Annotated in this window: 19 protein-coding genes; 10 read left to right on the top strand and 9 right to left on the bottom strand. The window is 70.7% G+C overall.

Annotated elements, in window-relative coordinates:
* Positions 1-65: 65 nt before the first annotated feature.
* The 3 genes from ACLBWJ_RS07220 to ACLBWJ_RS07210 are packed head-to-tail and all read left to right on the top strand — an operon-like array spanning position 66 to position 2,587.
* Positions 66-827, top strand: a complete 762-nt coding sequence (locus ACLBWJ_RS07220; RefSeq protein WP_447660089.1) for a serine hydrolase — start codon at positions 66-68, stop codon at positions 825-827.
* Positions 828-885: 58 nt separating this feature from the next.
* Positions 886-1,683 (top strand): MerR family transcriptional regulator, encoded by a 798-nt coding sequence (locus tag ACLBWJ_RS07215; RefSeq protein ID WP_354451439.1) that lies wholly within the window; start codon positions 886-888, stop codon positions 1,681-1,683.
* Between the two features lie 31 nt (positions 1,684-1,714).
* Positions 1,715-2,587 (top strand): hypothetical protein, encoded by an 873-nt coding sequence (locus ACLBWJ_RS07210; RefSeq protein ID WP_269267066.1) that lies wholly within the window; start codon positions 1,715-1,717, stop codon positions 2,585-2,587.
* 31 nt (positions 2,588-2,618) lie between these two features.
* Here ACLBWJ_RS07210 and purU read toward each other — a convergent pair whose 3' ends face one another.
* The 5 genes from purU to ACLBWJ_RS07185 all read right to left on the bottom strand — a co-directional run bounded on the left by purU (position 2,619) and on the right by ACLBWJ_RS07185 (position 7,479).
* Positions 2,619-3,497 (bottom strand): formyltetrahydrofolate deformylase, encoded by an 879-nt coding sequence (gene purU / locus ACLBWJ_RS07205; protein ID WP_114589060.1) that lies wholly within the window; start codon positions 3,495-3,497, stop codon positions 2,619-2,621.
* A gap of 43 nt (positions 3,498-3,540) precedes the next feature.
* Positions 3,541-4,176 carry an alpha/beta fold hydrolase gene (locus tag ACLBWJ_RS07200; RefSeq protein ID WP_112616151.1) on the bottom strand — a complete coding sequence of 212 codons (636 nt, stop codon included), beginning with the start codon at positions 4,174-4,176 and terminating at the stop codon, positions 3,541-3,543.
* 100 nt (positions 4,177-4,276) lie between these two features.
* Positions 4,277-4,546 (bottom strand): hypothetical protein, encoded by a 270-nt coding sequence (locus tag ACLBWJ_RS07195; RefSeq protein WP_112616153.1) that lies wholly within the window; start codon positions 4,544-4,546, stop codon positions 4,277-4,279.
* 21 nt (positions 4,547-4,567) lie between these two features.
* Complete coding sequence (locus ACLBWJ_RS07190; protein WP_354451436.1) at positions 4,568-6,061, bottom strand: peptide MFS transporter; 1,494 nt, start codon at positions 6,059-6,061, stop codon at positions 4,568-4,570.
* A 20-nt stretch (positions 6,062-6,081) separates the two neighbouring features.
* Positions 6,082-7,479 (bottom strand): MFS transporter, encoded by a 1,398-nt coding sequence (locus tag ACLBWJ_RS07185; RefSeq protein WP_447660088.1) that lies wholly within the window; start codon positions 7,477-7,479, stop codon positions 6,082-6,084.
* A gap of 75 nt (positions 7,480-7,554) precedes the next feature.
* On the opposite strand from ACLBWJ_RS07185, the gene ACLBWJ_RS07180 reads away from it, so the two are divergent.
* Positions 7,555-8,286 carry a GNAT family N-acetyltransferase gene (locus tag ACLBWJ_RS07180; protein WP_282501972.1) on the top strand — a complete coding sequence of 244 codons (732 nt, stop codon included), beginning with the start codon at positions 7,555-7,557 and terminating at the stop codon, positions 8,284-8,286.
* Positions 8,287-8,305: 19 nt separating this feature from the next.
* On the opposite strand, the gene ACLBWJ_RS07175 is transcribed toward ACLBWJ_RS07180, so the two are convergent.
* Together ACLBWJ_RS07175 and ACLBWJ_RS07170 are read right to left on the bottom strand one after the other, a co-directional pair.
* Positions 8,306-9,112 (bottom strand): SDR family oxidoreductase, encoded by an 807-nt coding sequence (locus tag ACLBWJ_RS07175; RefSeq protein ID WP_447659984.1) that lies wholly within the window; start codon positions 9,110-9,112, stop codon positions 8,306-8,308.
* Positions 9,113-9,265: 153 nt separating this feature from the next.
* Positions 9,266-10,684, bottom strand: coding sequence for an SPFH domain-containing protein (locus ACLBWJ_RS07170; protein ID WP_323987160.1), 1,419 nt, complete (start codon positions 10,682-10,684; stop codon positions 9,266-9,268).
* Positions 10,685-10,824: 140 nt separating this feature from the next.
* Here ACLBWJ_RS07170 and ACLBWJ_RS07165 point away from each other — a divergent pair, with 140 nt between their 5' ends.
* The gene (locus ACLBWJ_RS07165; protein WP_112616161.1) at positions 10,825-12,213 is read left to right on the top strand and encodes a glycine--tRNA ligase; all 1,389 of its coding nucleotides are present in this window, start codon (positions 10,825-10,827) and stop codon (positions 12,211-12,213) included.
* 104 nt (positions 12,214-12,317) lie between these two features.
* Here the strand turns inward: ACLBWJ_RS07165 and ACLBWJ_RS07160 are convergent, their stop codons facing one another.
* A complete protein-coding gene (locus tag ACLBWJ_RS07160; RefSeq protein ID WP_447659983.1) occupies positions 12,318-15,908 on the bottom strand; it encodes an endo-1,4-beta-xylanase in 3,591 nt (1,196 codons plus the stop codon).
* Between the two features lie 94 nt (positions 15,909-16,002).
* Positions 16,003-16,581, bottom strand: coding sequence for an HhH-GPD-type base excision DNA repair protein (locus ACLBWJ_RS07155; protein ID WP_274178253.1), 579 nt, complete (start codon positions 16,579-16,581; stop codon positions 16,003-16,005).
* A gap of 40 nt (positions 16,582-16,621) precedes the next feature.
* On the opposite strand from ACLBWJ_RS07155, the gene ACLBWJ_RS07150 reads away from it, so the two are divergent.
* The 5 genes from ACLBWJ_RS07150 to ACLBWJ_RS07130 all read left to right on the top strand — a co-directional run bounded on the left by ACLBWJ_RS07150 (position 16,622) and on the right by ACLBWJ_RS07130 (position 20,139).
* Positions 16,622-18,016, top strand: a complete 1,395-nt coding sequence (locus tag ACLBWJ_RS07150) for a protoporphyrinogen/coproporphyrinogen oxidase (protein WP_447659981.1) — start codon at positions 16,622-16,624, stop codon at positions 18,014-18,016.
* 94 nt (positions 18,017-18,110) lie between these two features.
* The gene (locus ACLBWJ_RS07145) at positions 18,111-18,470 is read left to right on the top strand and encodes a hypothetical protein (RefSeq protein ID WP_112616169.1); all 360 of its coding nucleotides are present in this window, start codon (positions 18,111-18,113) and stop codon (positions 18,468-18,470) included.
* Between the two features lies 1 nt (position 18,471).
* Positions 18,472-18,882, top strand: coding sequence for a phage holin family protein (locus ACLBWJ_RS07140; RefSeq protein ID WP_023952744.1), 411 nt, complete (start codon positions 18,472-18,474; stop codon positions 18,880-18,882).
* Positions 18,872-19,138 carry a hypothetical protein gene (locus ACLBWJ_RS07135; RefSeq protein WP_114589066.1) on the top strand — a complete coding sequence of 89 codons (267 nt, stop codon included), beginning with the start codon at positions 18,872-18,874 and terminating at the stop codon, positions 19,136-19,138. The genes ACLBWJ_RS07140 and ACLBWJ_RS07135 overlap by 11 nt, the downstream gene beginning before the upstream one ends.
* A gap of 200 nt (positions 19,139-19,338) precedes the next feature.
* Entirely contained in the window at positions 19,339-20,139 is an 801-nt protein-coding gene (locus ACLBWJ_RS07130) for a uroporphyrinogen-III synthase (protein WP_112616173.1), read from the top strand.
* The last annotated feature ends 8 nt before the right edge of the window (positions 20,140-20,147 follow it).

The raw sequence follows: 20,147 nt of genomic DNA, 5'->3' as shown, positions 1-20,147 counted from the left end.
GCCGGGGGTTCGCGTCGACCGAGAAGGCGCTCGACACGCTGGCGGCTTCAGGAGCACGGGTGTCCGTGCGGGTCAGCGACCTCGACCGCGGCACACCGGTGCTCGCGGGCGACGACTTCGTCACGCTGCCCGTCGCGGGGATGGGGATCGTCCCGCTGCTGATCGAGGTGGCCACGCGGTTCGACGCCGGGACCCTCGACCCGCTCGAGATCGTCGATCGTTCGACAGTGGGCGACGTCGCCGTCGCGGGACTCTGGCGACACCTCGTGGCACCGGCCCTCCCGCTCGGCGACCTCGCCGTGCTCGCGGCTTCGACGGGCGACGCCCTCGCGGCCAACGCCCTGCTCGAGCGGGTCGGTCTCGATGCGGTGCGCGCCCGGGTCGGGAGCCTGGGGATGCCGCGCACGGCGCTGCTCGACCGGTTCCGTGACACCCGTGGGCCCGACGATGCCCCGCACTACGCGCTCGGCACGGCACGCGAGCTCGCCGCGATGTTCGCGGCCCTCGTCAACACCGACGTCGTCTCGCCCGGCGTCAGCGCCCAGGTGTCGGAGTGGCTGAGCCTGAACCACGACCTGTCGCTCGTCGGCTCGGTGACGGGACTCGACCCCTTCGCGCACGACGACGACAAGCACGAGCTGCTGTTCGTGAACAAGACCGGCCGCGCCGACGGCATCCGCGCCGAGGCCGGCGTGCTCGCTGGCCCCCGTGCCGGGGTGTCGTACGCGCTCCTGGTCGGGTTCGACGACCTGTCGATGAGCGACCGCCTGCGCGCTCATGAGGCGTTCCGCGCGTTCGGGCTCGATCTCATGGAGTACGTCTTCTGATCCGATCCCGCTGTTCGCTTGACTCTCACACCGTGTCAGGCTGTCGAGTGGGATCACCATGTTGAGTATCGGAGAGTTCGCCCGGCTGGCCGGCGTGTCGGTGCGGATGCTGCGCCATTACGACCAACTCGGTCTGCTGCATCCGCATCGCGTCGATCCGGCCTCGGGCTACCGCTCATACTCCGCGTCGCAGCTCGATCGAGCCAACCGGCTGATCGCGCTGAAGGACCTCGGCTTCACCCTCGAACAGGTCGGCCGGCTGCTCGACGACGGTATGTCGTCGGCATCGGTGGCCGCGCTCCTGCGGGAGCGGAGGGCTGAGCTGAGCGGTCAGATCACCGCGGACGTACAGCGGCTGCACGAGGTCGAGGCGAGGCTCCGATCGATCGAGAAGGAGATACCCGTGTCCACATTCATCGAGACCGCACTGCCCGAGCTGACTCTGACTCAGCTGTCGGTCCGCATCGACGAGATGGCGCAGATCGAAGACGAGATCAGCGTCATGTTCCAACGCGTGAACGACAGCATCGATGCCGCCGGTGCGCGACGGCTGGGCCCCGGCGTCGCGGTCTACATGACAACAGGCGACGGCATGATCGCCGCCGCGGCCGAGCAGATCGGTGACGCTCCGGTGCCCGACGGCCTCGAGCGGGCGGTCGTCTCGGCCGAACCGCGAGCGCTCACCCTTCGCTACGAGGCCGACGATCTCGCTGGCATCCAGAGCGCGTGGCAGGCGCTGGTCGCCGAGGCGGAGCGGCGCGGACTGCGATCCGACGGCGCGTGCCGCGAGATCTACCTGCAGACGCCCTATGACGGCGACCGATGGGTCATCGACCTGCAGCAGCCCGTGTCCTGAGCGCCGGCGCGGGCAGCGCTAGCCTGGGGGAGTGAGTTTGCTGGATCCCCGAGAAGCCGCACGACGTGAACAGGCCAAGTATCGGGGGACCACCTCCGCCTTGGCCGCGAGCCTGATCTGGGGCATCCTGTCGGTCGCCGCTGCGGCGGTCGTCGGGTTCGCTATCGGCGGCATCTTCGAGCAGCTCCGGGTCGTGAACATCAACAGTGTGTTCGGCACGCGCGACACCGGCGTCCCCATGGCTGCGCGCGGGTGGGGCCTGCCCGTCGGCATCCTTCTGCTGATCGTCTGCATCGGCCAGTACGGCAAGTGGAACCACCGGTTCAGCGCCCGCGAGAAGGGCTACGCGGCGATCGGCCCGCTCACGATGATCCTGGCCGGGCTGGCGATCGGCACGTGGATCGCGACGACGATGTGGATCGAGCCCGACGCCGTCGGCGTCGCCGTCGACCCGACATTCGGCGGCAACGAGACCTGGGGTGTCGGCGAGTGGATCCTGTACGCCGGACAATGGTGGCTGCCCGGGCTCTTCACGCTCCTCGCCGTGCTGAGCTACATCGCGCGGGTGCGCTCCCTCGCGACGCGCCGCCGCAACAACGCGGTCATTTCACGCCTCCTGGCCTCCGGCTCGCGCGTCGACGCGGAGATCGTCGAGGCACCCCTTCCCGCGCATGACGCGTCGCGGATGGCCGCGTCGCTGGTGGCGAAGTTCACCGACGCCGTGGGCACGGATCGTTGGGTCACGACCATGGTGCTCATCGCGCCGCGCGAGGTGCCGGCGATCGGTGACACGCGTCCGCTCGTATTCGATCCCGCCGATCCCGGCGACACGACGCGCATCTTCCTGTCGCCGACCGGCGCGACGGGCCCCGACGACTTCGAGCCGGTGCAGCCCGCGAGCTGAGACCCGGCCCGCGAGCTCGCGCGGCCCGCGGTCAGAAGACGATCGTGTGGTTGCCGTGTCGGATGACGCGGTCCTGCGCGTGCCACAGCACCGCCCGCGAGAGCACCTGACGCTCGACGTCGGCGCCGCGGCGGGCGAGCTCGGCCGCCGTCTCGGCGTGGGTGACCCGGATCGTGTCCTGCTCGATGATCGGCCCCTCATCGAGGTCGGTCGTGACGTAGTGGCTCGTCGCGCCGATGAGCTTGACGCCGCGTTCCTTGGCCTTCTTGTAGGGCTCGGCGCCGATGAAGGCGGGGAGGAACGAGTGGTGGATGTTGATGACGGGCACGCCGAGCTTCTCGAGGAAGTCCGACGACAGGATCTGCATGTAGCGGGCCAGGACGACGAAGTCGACGTTGCCGACGAGCAGCTTCAGGATCTCGGCCTCGGACGCCGACTTGTCGGGGCCGGGCGTCGACGGGACGTGGAAGAACGGGACGTTGAACGAGCGGACGTCCTCGGCCGAGGTGGTGTGGTTCGACACGACCATCGGTACCGTCACGGGCAGATCGCCGCGGCGGTGGCGCCACAGCAGGTCGAGCAGGCAGTGGTCCTGCTTCGACGACAGGATCGCCATGCGCTTAGGCACCGACTGGTCGGTCAGCGACCACTGCAGATCGAACCCGGCGAGCGTCTCGCCGATCTCGGCTTCGATCGACGGGCGGTCGACGGCGAAGTTCGGGCGGTGGAAGACCACGCGGCAGAAATAGGCGCCACCGGTCGGGTCATCGGAGTACTGGTCGAACGCGACGATGTTGCCGCCCACGCGGGTGACCATCGCCGACAGGGCGGCGATGATGCCCGGCTGGTCCTGCCCGTGCACGATGAGGCAGGCGTGGGCGGGGTGGAGCGCAGTCGACGAATCGGTCATCCTTCGATTCTGCCCTGTCCCAGCCCCCGGTTCGGCACCCGGGTCAGTCGACGTCGAGGTAGTCCTCGATGACGAAGGCGGCCTCGCCGGCGTGCGTCGCCGGGAAGAGGTGCCCGCCACCCTCGAGGGTCACGAGGCTGACGAGGCCGGGAGCGGCGGCCTGCAGGCGCTCGCCGTTCGCGGGCGGCAGCACCTCGTCGTCGGCGCCCTGGATGAGCATGACCGGAACCGTCGGGGCGAGCGCGCGCCACTCCTCGGCCGACACGGATGCCGCGGCCGCCGCCTGCAGCGGCTCGAGGTCGGTGCGGGGCTCGTCGCCCTCGGCGCCGAGCAGCAGCACGCCATCGACGCGGTCGGTGTGGTCGATCGAGACGGTGCGCGCGACGGCGCCGCCGAAGGCGTGACCGCCGACCCAGGCGTCGCCGAGTCCGACGTGGTCCATGACGTCGACGACATCCTGTGCCAGGTCGTGCAGCGTGACGCCCTCGGTCTGCGCCGTGCGGTAGCCGACCCGCAGGATGCGGAAGTCCTCCTCGGCCAGCACGTGGGCGAGCGTTCCGAGCGCCGCGACGTTGCTGTAGCCCGGGATCAGCACCAGGACCGGCTCGCTGCCGGCATCCTCGACGTAGGGGATGGCGCGGCCCTCGGGCTCGAAGATCTGCGGCTGTGTGTCGGTCATGGCTCCCTCTCGCGGTGTCCTGCGACCATTCACGCTAGCCGAATCAGCTGGGCGCCCGCGGTCGCGGGTGCATCGCGGCCCGACAGCCCGCGGGGGTGGCTCACCAGACGATGCCGCCGCCGAGCGAGATGCCGCCCCAGGTGAGCAGCACGAAGATGCCCGCGAAGACGACCGGAGCGATACCCGCGCCGCTGCGCGCGAGGCCCTTGAGCAGGGCGATCACCACCAGCACGGCGGCCACGAGCGAGAGACCGCCCCCGAGCACGAAGCCGATGAACAGCGGGATCGGCATGAGGATGAGCCCGAGGAGGCCGACCCAGAAGGCGGCCCAGGCGGTGGGGTTGGAACGACGCGCGACGGAAGAGGACATGTGTCCATCCTCTCGCGTGTGTCAGCGGACGTCGCGCATGAGAGCGAGCACGGGCTTGCGGGCCGCTGCGAGCGCGAGGCCGAGGACGATCGCGATGGCGGCGAGGATCGAGAAGTAGGGCACCTCGTTCTCGGGATTGTAGAGCGGCGCGAGCAGTCCCGAGATCGCCGTTCCCAGCGAGACCGAGAGGAAGAACAGCGCGACCATCTGCGTCTGGAACCTCGCCGGCGCGAGCTTCGTCGCGGCCGACAGCCCGACGGGCGAGATCAGCAGCTCGGCGACGGTGAAGACGAACAGGATGCCGACGATGCCGAGCAGCGGGGTCGCGGCCGGGCCGCCGCCGGCGAATGGCAGGAAGAGCAGGAACGCCAGCCCCATGACGATGACGCCCGCGGCGAATTTGATCGGCGTCGAGGGCTGACGAGTTCCGAGCTTCGTCCACAGGGCCGCGAAGACCCCCGAGAGGATGATGATGAACACGGGGTTGATGGAATTGACCCAGTCCGGCGGCATCTCCCACCCGAGGACGTTCCGGTCCAGCCGCTTCTCGGCGTAGATCGGGATGACGGTGAACTGCTGCTGATACAGCGACCAGAAGGCGACGCTGACGATGAAGAGCGGGATGAAGCCGTACACGCGCGACCGCTCGGTCGAGGTGATCCGAGAGCTCGAGATGATCACGGTGAAGTACGCGAGGGTCGCGGCGATGACGACGATGACGACGACGAGCGACAGGTTGTCGGCCCGGATGACGCCGAGGGTGATCAGGAGCGCGATAGCCGCGACGGCTGCGACCGCGATGCCGATGACCAGCGGGTAGCGCGACCGGGGCAGCGGGTTGGGAACGCGACGTGCGGCCTCGGGCAGCGACCGGCGTCCGATCGCGTACTGGATCAGGCCGATGGTCATGCCGACCGCCGCGGCTCCGAACGCCCAGTGGAAACCGAGGCTCGTGCGCAGGAAGCCGGTGAGCAGCGGCCCCGCGAAGGCGCCGAGGTTGATGCCGAGGTAGAACAGCGAGAATCCGGCGTCGCGGCGGGGGTCGTGCTCCGAGTAGAGGGATCCGACGACCGCCGTGGCGTTCGCCTTCAGCCCGCCCGAGCCGAGCGCGACCAGCACGAGTCCGACCGCGACAGACAGCAGCCCCGGGAGCACGGCGAGCGCGACGTGGCCCGCGACGATGATGATCGCGCTGAAGAAGAGCACGCGCTCGGAGCCGAGCAGGCGATCGGCGATCCAGGCTCCGAGGATCGTGGAGAGGTAGACCGCTCCGCCGTAGGCGCCGACGATGCCGACGGCTGTGGCCTCGGGCAGGCCCGCCCCGCCCTCCGAGACCGAGAAGTAGAGGTAGTAGACCAGGACGATCTGCATGCCGTAGAAGCTGAACCGCTCCCACAGCTCGACACCGAAGATGTGTGTGAGCGCCCACGGCTGCCCGAAGAAGCGGCGGTCGTTCCGGCTGTCGTCGGGGGAGTGGGGGCGGGATGCGGTGGTGTCTGCGTCCTCGTGGCTCATGGATGCCGACGATACGCCGCTCAGGGCAGCGACGGGCGCGACTCGTGCGGATCGCGGCGCTGCGGTATGCACAGCGCCACGGCCAGGGCGATCACGGCGGCGCCCAGGCCGAGGGCGAACGAGACCTGGAACGCGGCCGGTGTCGGCACGGCGACGCCGTCGCGCTCGATCGACAGGGCGGCCAGCACGGCGCCGACGAGAGCGGCCGCGGTGCTCGTCCCGAGGGAGCGGAAGAGGGCGTTCAGGCCGTTCGACGCGCCGGTCTCGGTCGGCGGGACCGAGCGCATGATGAGCATCGGCATGCCGGCGTAGCCGAATCCGATGCCCACGCCGATGAGGAGGTTCGCCACGAGCAGGTGCCAGACCTCGGAGGCCCACAGCAGCGAGAAGCCGTAGGCGAGGATCAGGGCGATCGAGCCGAGGACGAGCAGCAGGCGCGGCCCCACCGTTCGGGCCAGTCGCCCCGAGAACGGCGAGAGGACCATCATCACCAGACCCGCCGGCATGACGATGAGGCTCGCCTGCAGCAGCGTCAGCCCGAAGCCGCCGACCGTCTCGGGAAGCTCGAGCATCTGCGGGTACGACACGTTCGAGGCGAAGAGCGAGAAGCCGATCGCGACCGACGCGAGGTTCGTCAGCAGCACTGCCGGGCGGGCGGCGACGCGCAGGTCGAGCAACGGGTCGGCGATGCGTAGCTCGAACCGGCCCCACACCAGCAGGACGAGGATGCCGCCGAGGCCGCACGCGAGGGTCGCCGCCGAGGTCCAGCCCCAAGTGTTCCCGCGCGAGACCGCGAGGAGCACTCCGGTCAGACCGACCGCGAGGCCGATCGCCCCGATGAGGTCGAAGCGCCCCGGCGTCCGCAGCACGCTCGGGGGAACGACGAGCACGACCAGCACGAGCACGATCGCGCCCAGGCCCGCCGACATCCAGAACAGCACGTGCCAGTCGCTCGTCTCGGTGATGAGCGCGCTCACGGGCATGCCGACGGCGCCCCCGACGCCGAGGGTCGCCGACATCAGTGCGATCGCCGCCTCGACGCGGTTCTCGTGCAGCACGTCGCGCATGATCGAGATCCCGAGCGGCACGACGCCGGTCACCGCACCCTGCAGCGCGCGCCCCACGATCACCCCGACGATGTCCGTGGACAGCGCCGCGACGACCGACCCGGCGATGAGCAGGCCGAGCAGTACGAGCACGATGCGGCGCTTGCCGTACATGTCGCCGAGGCGCCCCGCGATGGGGGTGAACACCGCGGCGGCGAGGAGGGTGGCGGTGACGACCCACGCCGTGTCTTCGCGGCTCGCGTCGAGCAGCTCGGGCAGTTTCGACTGAATGGGGACGACGAGGGTGAACATGAAGGACGAGGCCAGTCCCGCGATCGCCAGCACCGTGACGATCGCGCCCTGTCGCGGCATCCGGGTGAGTCGTCGTCGTCCGCTCTCACCCGATGCCATCCCTTCAGGCTATCCGCGGCGGCGTAGGGTGGGCTCATGAGCGAGAGCGTTCCCCCGACCCCAGCCGACGTGCCCGCGGGGATCGACATCCGCCCCCTCGAGACCGTCGCCGACATCTTCGCCGGCGCCGCGGTGCTGCGCGAGGTGTGGGGCGGCGACCGCGATTCGGTGCCCACGAACCTCATGCGCGCCCTCGCCTACTCCGGCAACTACGTGGTCGGACTCTTCGACGGCGACCGGGTCGTCGGCGCGTCGGTGGCGTTCTTCGCCGAGCCGGGTGCGCGGTCGATGCACTCGCACGTGACCGGTGTGCTGCCGGAGTACCAGCAGCAGGGACTCGGGCGCGTGCTCAAGCAGCATCAGCGCGCATGGGCCTTCGCCCGTGAGGTCGGCACCATCACCTGGACGTTCGACCCGCTCTTCGCCCGCAACGCGCACTTCAACCTGCAGGTACTCGGAGCCCGCATCAGCGACTACCTCGTCGACCAGTACGGGCTCATGGACGACGGCATCAATCGCGGCGAGGTCACCGACCGGCTCATGGTGACGTGGCCGCTCGCGGCGCCGCCGCAGGAGCGTCCGTCCGACGACCGGATCGTCGCGACGATCGAGGTGCCCGCCGACATCCACGCCATCCGCGCCGCCTCTCCCGCGGACTCCGACGCCTGGCGCGACCGCGTGCGCGCGCAGTTCCTCGAGCACTTCGCGGCCGGGCTCACCGTCGGCGGCTTCGACGACGAGCGCGGCTACCTTCTCGTCCGGCCCTGACCCGCGCGGCGCGGCGCGGTTACTTCGCGCCGGCGTCGCGCCAGTCGTCGGACTCGAGGTGCGAGCCGGCCTGCGGGCCCATCTGCAGCATCCCTCCGTCGACGACCCACGTCGCACCGGTGACATACGACGACGCCGGCGACGCCAGGAACGCGACGACCGCGGCGATCTCCTCGGGCTTGCCCGGACGCGGGATCGGGATGCCGGGGCGGTGGGTCTTGTCGGCCTCGTCGCCCTCCATGTCGTTGATGGGGGTCGCGATCTCGCCGGGCGCGACGGAGTTGACGGTGATGTCTCGGGGGCCGAGCTCCTGCGCCATCGTCTTCACGAGGCCTTCGAGGCCGTGCTTCGAGGCGACGTAGGCGGCCGAGCCGACGCGCGGCTGCGAGCCGTGGACGCTCGTCACCGCGATGATGCGCCCGCCGTCACCGGCATCCGCCATGAGCTTCGCGGCGGTCTGCATTCCGAGGAAGGCGCCGTCGAGGTTGAGCGCGACGACCGTCCGCCACCCGTCGAGGTCGAGGTCGAGCACGGGCCCGCCGGTGCCGCCGCCGGCGTTGTTGACGAAGACGTCGAGGCCGCCGAGCTCCTCGGCGAGGTGCTCGATGACACCGGGGACCTTCTCGAACTCGGTCGCGTCGAACTGGGCGACGACGGCCTTGCGGCCCCGGGCCCGAACGCCCGCTGCGGTCTCGTTCGCGCCCTCCTCGTCGGAGTGCCAGGTGACCCCGACGTCCATCCCCACGTCGGCGAGGGCGAGGGCGGTCGCACGGCCGATCCCCGAGTCGGAAGCGGTCACGATGGCACGGCGAGGAGTGAACGTCATGCCCCGACGCTACGAACCCCCGGCGCGGTGTCGCACCCGGTTGACAATCCCGCGCGGGAACTCCTCAGATCCCGGCGCCCGGAAACGACGAAGCCCCGTCATCACGCGAGAGGTGAGACGGGGCGTCGTCGGATCTGAGGAGTCAGCGCGGGGTCACTCCGCCGAGGTCTCCTCCGGAGCCGGAGCCGGAGCCGGAGCCGGAGCCGGCGCCGAAGCCGCGGCGGCGTCGTCCTCGCGCAGGCCCTGGGCGACACCGCGGCCGGTGGCCTGGCCCTGGATGATCTGGCGCAGGTCGATGCCGGTCGTGGCCTGCACGGCGTCGAAGGTGGCGCGCATGCTCGACGCGCTCTCGGAGGCGATGTGGCTCGATGCGCCGTCGCCGCCGAGCACCGTGATGGAGCCGACCTTGTCGAAGCCGCGGGCGAACTCGGTCATCAGCGGCACGAGGGCCTCGATCGCACGCTGGGCGAGCAGGGCCTCCTGGTTCTGGGCGATGGCGGCGGCCTCGGCCTCGATCGCCTCGGCGCGGGCCTCACCGGCCAGGCGCACGGCGTCGGCCTCGGCCTGGGCGCGCAGGCGCGTGGCCTCGGCCTCCTGGGCAGCGATCTGTGCGCGGGCCTCGGCGGCCTTGACCTCGGCGTACGCATCGGCGTCGGCCTTGCGCTGGCGCTCGTAGAGCGAGGCGTCGGCGACCTTCTTGATGTCGGCGTCGAGCTGGGCCTGCCGGTTCTCGGCGGCCTGCAGCAGCACGTCCTGCTCGCGCTGCGCGCGGGCGAGAGCCTCGGCCTGCTCTGCCTCGGCGCGGGCGCGGCCGACCTCGGCGGAGGCGGCGGCGGAGTTCTTGTCGTACGCGGTCTGCTCGATGAGGTTCGCCTCGTCGGTCGCGAGCTGACGCGCCTTGACCTCGCGGGCGGCGTTGATGCGGGCGACCTCGGCCTCGCGGCGAACGCGCTCGACCTCGGTCGCGCCGAGGGCGTCGATGTAGCCGTTCTTGTCGGTGATGCCCTGGATCTGGAACGAGTCGAGGATGAGGCCCTGGGCCAGCAGGTCGCTCTTGATGCCCTCGGCGATCTGGTCCGACAGTTTCTGGCGGTCCTTCATGAGCTGCTCGACGGTCAGCGTTGCGACGACGCCGCGGAGCGCGCCCTCGAGCTGTTCGGTCGTGAACTGCTCGATCGCGCCGTCCTGCGACAGGAAGCGCTCGGCGGCACGACGCACGAACTCGGGGTCCGAGCCGATCTTCACGAGGGCCACGCCTGCCACCGACACGGTGACGCCGTTGGATGCCTGAGCCGTGGGCTCCATCTTGATCTGACGTGCGCGCAGCGAGATCATCTCGGCGCGCTGGGTCAGCGGGTTGACGAGGGCGCCGCCGCCGGTGATCACCGAGATGCGCGAGGAGTCTCCCGCCGCGTTCTTCTGGCTGCGACCGACGACGACGAGCGCCTGGTCGGCCTTGGCGACCTTGTACCAGGCCCGCACCATGATCAGCAGGAAGATCAGAAGGATGATGACGGCGATCACGGCGATGCCGCCGATTACGAGCGCGCCTCCGGCGAATAGAGCTTCCATGCTGACCTTTCCCGTGCGTAACGATGTGTCCTTCGACCGTATCGGGGTCGACCTGCGCGGCGCGACTAGAATCGAGGATGCCGTTGTCTGCGGCATCCGCGCCGTCGGCGCATCCCGAAAACGACCATGAGGAGCCACCTGTGGCCGAGCAGTCCCGCCTCGACAAAGTCATCGCCCTCGCCCGTCACCGCGGGTTCGTCTTCCAGGCGGGGGAGATCTACGGCGGTTCGCGCTCCGCGTGGGACTACGGCCCCCTCGGCACGGAGCTCAAGGAGAACATCCGCCGCCAGTGGTGGCAGACCTTCGTGCGCGGTCGCGGCGACATGGTCGGCCTCGACTCGTCGATCATCCTGCCCAAGCGCGTCTGGGAGGCCTCCGGCCACGTCGCGACCTTCACCGACCCCCTGGTCGAGTGCCTGCAGTGCCACAAGCGCTTCCGCGAGGACACCCTCATCGAGGACTTCGAGGCGCGCAAGGGCCGCAAGGCCGAGAACGGCCTCGCCGACGTCCCGTGCCCGAACTGCGGCACCAAGGGCCAGTACACCGAGCCCAAGTCGTTCTCGGGCCTCGTGAAGACCTACCTCGGCGTCGTCGACGACGAGACCGGCCTGTACTTCCTGCGCCCCGAGACCGCGCAGGGCATCTTCGTGAACTTCTCGAACGTGCTCACCGCGAGCCGCAAGAAGCCGCCGTTCGGTATCGGCCAGGTCGGCAAGGCGTTCCGCAACGAGATCACGCCGGGTAACTTCATCTTCCGCACGCGCGAGTTCGAGCAGATGGAGATCGAGTTCTTCACGCCGCCCGCCGAGGCGCAGCAGTGGTTCGAGCACTGGGTCGAGGCGTGCTGGAACTGGTTCATCGAGCTGGGCATCGACGCCGACAACATGCGGCGCTTCGACGTCCCCGAGGACGACCGCGCCCACTACTCCGCCGGCACGATCGACGTCGAGTACCGCTTCGGGTTCCCGGGCAAGGAGTGGGGCGAGCTCATGGGCGTCGCGAACCGCACCGACTACGACCTGGGCAGCCACTCCGAGGCATCCGGCCAGTCACTGACCTACTTCGACCAGGCATCCGGCGAGAAGTACACGCCGTACGTGATCGAGCCCTCGTTCGGCCTGACGCGGGCCATGATGGCCTTCCTCGTCGACGCGTACGACGAAGAAGAGGTGCCCAACGCGAAGGGCGGCGTCGACACCCGCACCGTGCTGCGCCTCGACCCGCGCCTGGCGCCCGTCAAGGTGGCCGTGCTGCCCCTCAGCCGCAACGAGCGTCTCTCGCCGCTGGCGCGCGAGGTCGCCGACACGCTGCGCGGCCGCGGCTGGAACATCGACTTCGATGACGCCGGTGCGATCGGGCGCCGCTACCGCCGTCAGGACGAGGTCGGCACGCCGTTCTGCGTCACCGTCGACTTCGACTCGCTCGACGACCGGGCCGTCACCGTGCGCGACCGCGACACGATGGCGCAGGAGCGCATCGCGCTCGACGCGCTCGAGGGCTATCTCGCCGAGCGCCTGCGCGGCGCCTGACGCACCTTCGGGCGGAGAACGACGCGAACCTCGGAGCCATCCTGCGATGGACTCCGAGGTTCGCGCTTTTCTCCGACGTTCGCGCCCGAGAGCAGACCCGCGGGTCAGGGGGTGCGGCGTCGCCGCAGCGCCAGGAACAGTCCGCCCGCGGTGAGCAGCGCCGCCGCCGCGAGTGCCGCGCCCCACGGCAGTTCGCCCCCGGTCGCGCTGAGGCTGCCGCTCCCGCTGGCCGTGCCGCCCGCGGCGCCGCTGCCGCTCGAGGCGCCGCTCACGACCGTCACGGCCACGCGGATGTCGTCGAACCCGGGCGACGTGATGACGAGCGTGTGCTCTCCGGTCGGGAGGTCACGGGGGACGGCGACGGCGAAGCGCACCTCGCCTGACGCATCGGCCGCGGGGATGCCGCTGACGACGATCGGATCGCTGTAGAGCGTGGCGCCGATCTGCTGCTGCGGCTCGAGGCCCGAGACCCGTACGGGCAGCGATCCGCCCTGGGCCACGCGGCCGTCGCCGATGTCGACGGTCGCCCATGCGTCGGGCTCGCCGGGCTCACCCGGACCGCCCGGCGTGGTCAGCGACTCGACGAGGTGCACGACGCCCCACCGCGAGGTGGTCTGGTAGCCGGTGCCGGTCGGCTCGGCCCACGTGTGCACGGCGAAGCGCGAGCCGCCGCGAGCGTCGTTGACCTGCGCGTCGAAGCCTTGGAAGGTGCCGGCGCCACCGAGCGGAACGTCGCTCTGCCCGCCGGACTGACCGACGAGGTCGATGGCCGCCTCGACGATGTACCCGTTCGCGGTGCGCGCGGTCGCGCTCTCGAGCAGTCGTGACCGCTGGAGCGCCTCGTTGCCGGTGCCGAAGGTGACGTCGCCGTCGACCGTGATGCGGATCTGCGTGTCGTTGGGACCGTACGCCCCGCTCTTGGTGTTGCCGAGATCGAGGAAGATCTCGACGCCGTCGCGGTTCCAGGGATCGCTGTTCGACGTGTCGATCTCGGGATCGACGACCTCGAACAGGGTGTAGAGCACGTTGTCGCGCCAGAGCGTCCGGACCGTCGCCGTGGCGCCGGTCGCGTCGCCCTCGACGCGCTTGGCCGTCTCGATCCGCGGAGCGTCGGCCCACGCGTCATCCACGACCGCGTCGACCGTGATCGTGTCAGCGCGAGGGATCTCGAGGTACGACAGCTCCTCGTAGAAGGTCAGCTGACCCATGGCACCCGCCGAGTTCCACGATCCCGCGAGCCCGTCGGCGCCGAAGACGCGGACGTCGAATGCGGCGGTCGCGCCTACGGCCGGGGCTTGGTGCGGCAGCTGAACGACGGAGTAGAACGCGCCGTCGGCCTCGACGGTCCGGCCGGCGAGGTCGCCGCCGGTGCCGAAAGCGGCCTGCTCGTCACGGTAGGTGAACTCGATCCGCTCGGGCCGCACGTTCGAGCGAACGAGCACCGTGAGGTGATCGTCGCTCCAGCGCGTCTGGAAACCGCCCGCGTCGCCGGTGAGCGGGTGCTCGGGCAGGTTGCGCCATTCGGCGGCATCGGCGATCGCGCCGTCGAGCCCCACGTCGCCGCGGAACACATCGGCGGTCGTCACCAGCGGCGGCAGACCGTCGTCCTGCCCGATCGCACCGAAGAACGCCGACTTCGCGCTCAGGTCGCCCGCGAACAGCAGCGGCGCCTGCTCCGAGCGCCACGAGCGGGCGTCGGTGAGACCCCACACGGTGACCGAGTAGAGGACCTCGGATGCCGGCGCCCCGGCGTGGTAGCCGCGGAACACCTCGAACGCGTCGCGGTAGTAGTACCCCTGGCGCGCGAGGTTCGCCGCGGTGGCGGGGTTGACGGTGACGTCGAGCTCGGTGACCGCCTGCATGAGGCCGAGTCCGGCGAACCGGTCGAGCGTGCTCGCGAGAGCGCTGACAGGGGTGTTGATCGAGACGTGGAACTGGTGGCCGACGCCGTCGAGGGGCGTTCCGGCGGCGACCATCCGGCCGACGAGGGCCTCGTACTGCGTTCCCTTGGCGTCCTGCTCGGTGTTGTAGTCGTTGATGAACAGCTTCACGGGGCGGTCCGAGCCCGGGGCGGCGTAGTCGCGGTTGAACGCCTGGTCGGCGAGCCGGAAGGCGAGGTGGATGAACTCCTCGCCGAGGACGTCGTGCCACCGGCTGGTCCGCAGGCCGTCGGGCGTCGCCTGGTCGGAGATGACCTCGTTGACGACGTCCCACGCGACGAGGGGATTGGTCTCGGACCCGAACAGGCCGTAGTCGTCGGCGATCGACCGGGCGACGTCGTCGATGTGCGTCGCGAGCCGGTCGCGCAGCAGTTGCTTGTCGGCCTCCGAGTCGGTGAGCTCTCGCCCGGAAGCATCCTGGAAGAACCAGTCGGGGGTCTGGGCGTGCCACAGCAGCACGTGCCCGTAGAGCCGCAGGCCGTTCGCGGCCGCGTAGTCGAGCAGCGCGGTGGCCTGCGGGTGGCGCTGGAACCGCTGCTGGTCGTCGTACCAGGCCTCGACCTTCATGTGGTTCTCGGGTGTGATCTGGTCGAAGTGGTGCCGGAGCAGATCGGATGCCGCGCCGCTGGTCTCGCGCTGATCGATCGCGACGCCGACGGGGAAGTCGGTCGTGTCCTTCAGCGGAGTGAGATCGAGGTCGCCTTGGCCGGCTTCGGGCACCGCGACCCGCACCTGGTCGACGAGGAACGGCGAGGTGTTGCCGGAGCTGTACCGCGCCTCGATGTAGAGCTCGGCCGCGGCGTCGTACCCGGGGATGGTGATGTCGCCGGCGACGGTCGTCCATCCGGTCGCCGAGACGCTCTCGGCCTGCAGGAGGTTGGTATAGGTGACCGTGCCGCCGTCGTCGGTGCGCATCGAGACGGTGAGGCCCTGGCCGGGATCCGCGCCGGGCGCGAAGCGCAGCGCCGCGGAGAAGGCGTAGGTCTGTCCCGCGAGAAGGGTGTCGGTGACATCGAGGAGGATGCCGTCGCCTTCGTGCGTCCGATCGGTGACGAGAGCCGCGTGCGACGACTCGACGGCTCCGCCGGGCACGACCTCCACGGTCGGGCCGGCACCGCTCGACCCGGCCCGCGGCTGCCAGGCGCCGAGGGCGCCGTCGTCGAACGTGCTCTCGATCAGGACGGTGCCCGGGGCGTCGGGGCCGGTACCCGGATTCGTGCCCGGATCGCCGTCCGTCGCCGTGACGGTGACGTCGTCGACGAGGTAGGTGTACGCGGCCGTGCCGGCGATGTCGCCGGTGCCGAGGTAGAGCCGGACGTCCTCGGTGGTCTGCGGCGACGTCCAGGTGCCGGTGACCGTCGTCCAGTCGCCGGCCGTGATGGTCGTGTTCCCGATCCAGGTGTATCCCGGGACGCCGACCCAGCGCGCCTGCGTGTCGGGCGTGCCCGCGGCCAGCCGGACGCGGGCGCTGACGGTGTACTCGGTCTCGGGCTCGAGGATGCCCAGCGCCGTCTGGATGCCGACGTAGTCGGCGTCGCGGTCCCGCACGACGAGAGCGCCGTCGACGTAGTCGAGCGTGGAGCCGTCGCCTCCGCTCTGCGTCAGCGCGTCACCGAGCGTCGGGCTCGAGAAGTCGTTGGCGACGACGGGGGTAGTCGCCCCGGGGGCCGCGGTGGCTCCCGTCGCGACGAGTAACGGTGCGGCGAGCGCCGCGGTCGCCGCGGCTGCCAGTAAACGGGGTCGACGAATTCGCATGGTTCGAGCGCTCCTTTGCGCAGACCGGGGGTACGGAATGTCGACTACTCAAACATATTCGGTGTCGTCCGCCAGTCTTTTCGAAAACCGCGACTCAGGAGGCAGAGGCGTCCTTCGCTGCCGCCTTCGCCGCGCGCTTGTATTCGCGGACCTTCGTCAGCGACTCGGGTGAGACGATGTCGGCCACCGAGCGGAACGAGCCCTCGTCGCCGTACGAGCCAGCGGCCTCCCGCCAACCGTCGCCGGTGAAGCCGTACTGCTTGCCCAGAAGCGCGAGGAAGATCTTCGCCTTCTGCTCACCGAACCCCGGCAGCGCCTTGAGCCGCTTCAAGACGGTGAGGCCGTCCGGGTCGCCGGCGGTCCAGATCGCCGACGCGTCGCCGTCCCAGTCGTCCACGATCGTCTGGCAGAGCGTCTGCACCCGGCCCGCCATCGACCCGGGAAAGCGGTGCACGGCCGGCGTCTGGCGGAAGACCTCGACGAACTCGTCGGGGTCGTAGCCCGCGATCGTCGCCGCGTCGACCGACCCCGCGCGCTCGCGGATCTTCAGCGGCCCGGTGAACGCCGTCTCCATGGCGATCTGCTGGTCGAGCAGCATCCCGATCAGCAGCGCGAGCGGATTCTCGGTCAGCAGCTGGTCGGCGGCGGAGTCGTCGGTGATGTGCAGGCTCATGCTCTCCATGTTCTCATCGGCGAGACGGCAGGATGGGGGCATGACGGATCTCGTGACGCATGCCCACGACACCCGGGGCGTCGTCGTCGGCGGCGGTATGGCGGGCATCGTCGCGGCGCTCGAATGTGCGCGCCTCGGACTGCAGGTCACCCTGATCGAGGCCGGGCCGCAGCTCGGCGGCTCCCTCGACCGGGCGACGCTGGGCGACCTGACGGTGGATGCCGCGGCCGACGGCATCCCGGCGTCCGCGAAGACGCTCGCGAAGCTCATCGACGAGGTCGGGCTGAGCGATGAACTCGAGACCGCCCGCGACGACGAGCTGTGGCTCGGCGCCGGTCCGGCCGGACCTGCTCCCGCGCCCGCGGGGACGGTGCTGGGCATCCCCGCCAACCCCTGGGCCGAGGATGTGCGACGACACATCGAGGGGCGTGGCGCCTGGCGTGCCTATCTCGACCGCGTGCGCCCGCCGCTGACGGTCGGGCGTCACCGCAGTCTCGGCGAGCTGGTCTCGTCGCGCATGGGCGAGCGGGTGCGCGACCGGCTCGTAGCCCCGTATGTGCTCGCCGTCCACGGCGTCGCTCCCGAGTTCATCGACGTCGACGCCGCGGCGCCGTCGCTCAACCCCGCGCTCACGCGGACCGGCTCGCTCAGCGGCGCGGTCGCGCAGACCGTGCGCCCCGGTTCCGCGCAGCGCCGCGCGCCGCGCGGCGGGCTGTTCCGCCTGATCGATGCGCTCGAAGCGCGCCTGCGGGACTTCGACGTCGACATCCGCACCGGCGCGGCCGTGACGGAGATCCGTCGCGAGCGCGACACGTGGCTCGTGCGTGCCGACAGCGTCGAAGAGCCGGTACCTGCCGATCTGCTGATCGTCGCCGCGGACGAAGACGCCGCGCGCCGATTGCTGTCCCCGCACGTGGAGCTTCCCGCGAGCGCCGAGCCCCGGCCAGCGCCGCTCGACGTGGTGCTGCTCCGCATCGAGGGGGTCGACCTGCCCGAGCGGGGGTCGCTCGTGATCGGGCCCGGGTCCGAGCCGGCCACCGTGCGTCCGATCTCGCGGACCTGGCCGTGGATCGGCGAGGCGCTTGCCGAGGGCGAGCACATCATCCGGGTGACCCTGCCGCACACCGCCGGGTCGGACGCGGAGGTCGTCGGGGCCGCGCGCGCGGCGGCATCCGATCTGTGCGGCGTGGCGATCCCGGCAGGCGCCGTACGCGCGTCGGCCCGCATCAGCTACTCCCGCGCGGCCCCGGCGTCACTGCTGGGTCATGACGAGGCGGCCCAGGCTGTCCGGGCGCGGGCGCGTGAGATGCCCGCCCTGGCGCTGGTGGGCGGGTGGCTGTCGGGCAACAGCCTCGATCGGGTCGCCGCCGACGCGATCGCCGAGGCCGACGCCGCACGCCGCGCGGTGCTCTGGCGAGGAGTCGATCCGGCATGATAGTCGGCTCCGCCGGGTTTCGGGAGTGGATACCTGAGGCGGCATACGGCGATAGCCTGGGACCACGCAGCAACGTCGAACGTGAGGAGACCCCATGAGGGGCAAGATTGGCATCGCCGTCGGACTCGCCGCGGGCTACGTGCTCGGGGCACGCGCCGGGCGTCAGCGCTACGAGCAGATCAAAGAGAAGGCCCAGCAGGTCTGGGAGCTCGACCCCGTGCAGAAGCAGGTCGGCAAGGTGACCGAGCTCGGCAAGTCCGCCGCCCTCGCCGTCCCCAGCGTCGTCTGGGACAGCGCGAAGAAGGTCGTCAAGGCCGCCAGCAAGAGCGGCACCCCCGGCGAGAAGCTCGACGCGGCCGTGGCCGAGGGCGAGAAGGCTGCCGGCGACGTGCGCAAGGCCGCCGAGCGTGACGCGCGCAAGGTCGCCGACGCGAGCGCCGTGGCGGACAGCTGAGATGAGCACGCCCCGCGGATTCCGCGATCGCGCCGACGACAGCCTGTTCACTCTGATCGGCGAGATCCCCGAGCTGGTCCGCAACCTCGTCGTCGCCGAGATCGATTCGGCGAAGGCCTGGGCCAAGAAGACGGGAAAGGATGCCGGCCTCGGCGGTGTCTGGTTCATCGTCGCGCTGTTCTTCCTGTTCTGGACGATCCCGGCCATCGGCGCTTTCGCGATCATCGGGCTGTCGTCGTGGCTGCCCGCGTGGGCCGCGTCGCTGATCGTGATCGGAATCCTCCTGGTGATCGCCGCCGTGTTCGCGGTGCTGGGGCTCCTCCGCTTCAAGCGTCTGAGCTCACGGCAGAACCCCGCCCAGGCGATCTCCACCGACGCCAAGATCGTGAAGGAAGTGGCCGATGAGTTCTGAGCTCCCTGACACCGCGGTGCCGCTGGGCATCTCCGACCCGGTCGAGAAGGCGCGTGCCGAGCTGAAGGCCGCGCTCGCCGCCATCGAGCACAAGGCGAACCTCCCCAAGCGGGCGGTCATCGCAACCGACCGCGCCAGCCGCGAGGCGCGCGCCTACGCGCAGCGCAACCCGGCGGGAGCCGCTGCGGCAGCGGTCGGCGTCGCGGTCGCCGTGGGCGCCGTGGTCTGGGGCATCGCCCGGCTGATCGCCCGCTGACCCGTCCGTTCTCGGCCAACCGAGTCCGGATCGATACCTCCCGCCGCCGCCTCGCGCCCGCATCGGAGTATGCTCGGAAACGAGGCAGCGGCGATGGAGCGGATGCTGCCGATGTTGCGCATCCGGGTCTGCACCGCCCGGAGAAGGAACGTGCGTCGGCCGCTCTTCCGGGGGCGGCCGCGCCTCATGAGAGCCACCATATGCATGTCGAGCCCGGCCACCCAGAGCCGCAGAAGCCCCTCCGGGGGTGGCGCGTGCTCGTGCCGCGCGGCGGCCCCTGGGGCGACCAGGTCGCGGCACTGCTGCGATCGCACGGTGCCACGCCCGTCATCGCGCCGCTGGTGAACTTCGCGCCCACGACGGATGTCGCCGATCTCGAAGGCGCGCTCGCCGAGCTCGCGGCCGGAGCCTTCGACTGGATCACGTTGACGAGTGCCACGACCGTCGACGTCCTGTACGCCTATCGCGCGGAGATCCCCGCGCGCACGCGCGTCGCCGCGGTCGGTGAGACGACGGCTGCGGCGCTGACCGCGGTCGGGTACCGCGTCGACCTGGTTCCCGACGAGGACGATTCGGCGGCCGGGCTCGCCGAGCAGATCCTCGCCATCGAGCCCGAGCCGACACGCGTCCTGGCGCTGCGCAGCGAGGTCGCCAAGCCCGTCCTCACCAGGATGCTCGTCGAGGCCGGTCACGACGTCCGCAGCGTCGTGGCGTACCGCACCGTCGGCGTCCCGGTGACCGAACGCATTGCAGCCGACGTGGCCAGCGGGCGCATCAATGCGGTGCTCGTGACCAGCGGCTCGGTCGCCGAGCAGGTCAGCGAGCAGTTCCCCGATCTGCCGGCGTCGACCCTGATCGCGGCGATCGGCCCGCGGACGGCCCGCGACGCGCGCAAGCTCGGTCTCACCGTCGATGTGGTGGCCGCCGAGACCACGATCTCATCCCTCCTCGATGCGATCGCCCGCCAGCCTGCCCCGGCATCGGGAGCATCGGCGTCCTGACGCGATCG

The sequence above is a fragment of the Microbacterium sp. M4A5_1d genome (genome assembly GCF_053345465.1).
This window is presented reverse-complemented; position numbering and strand designations above follow the sequence as displayed.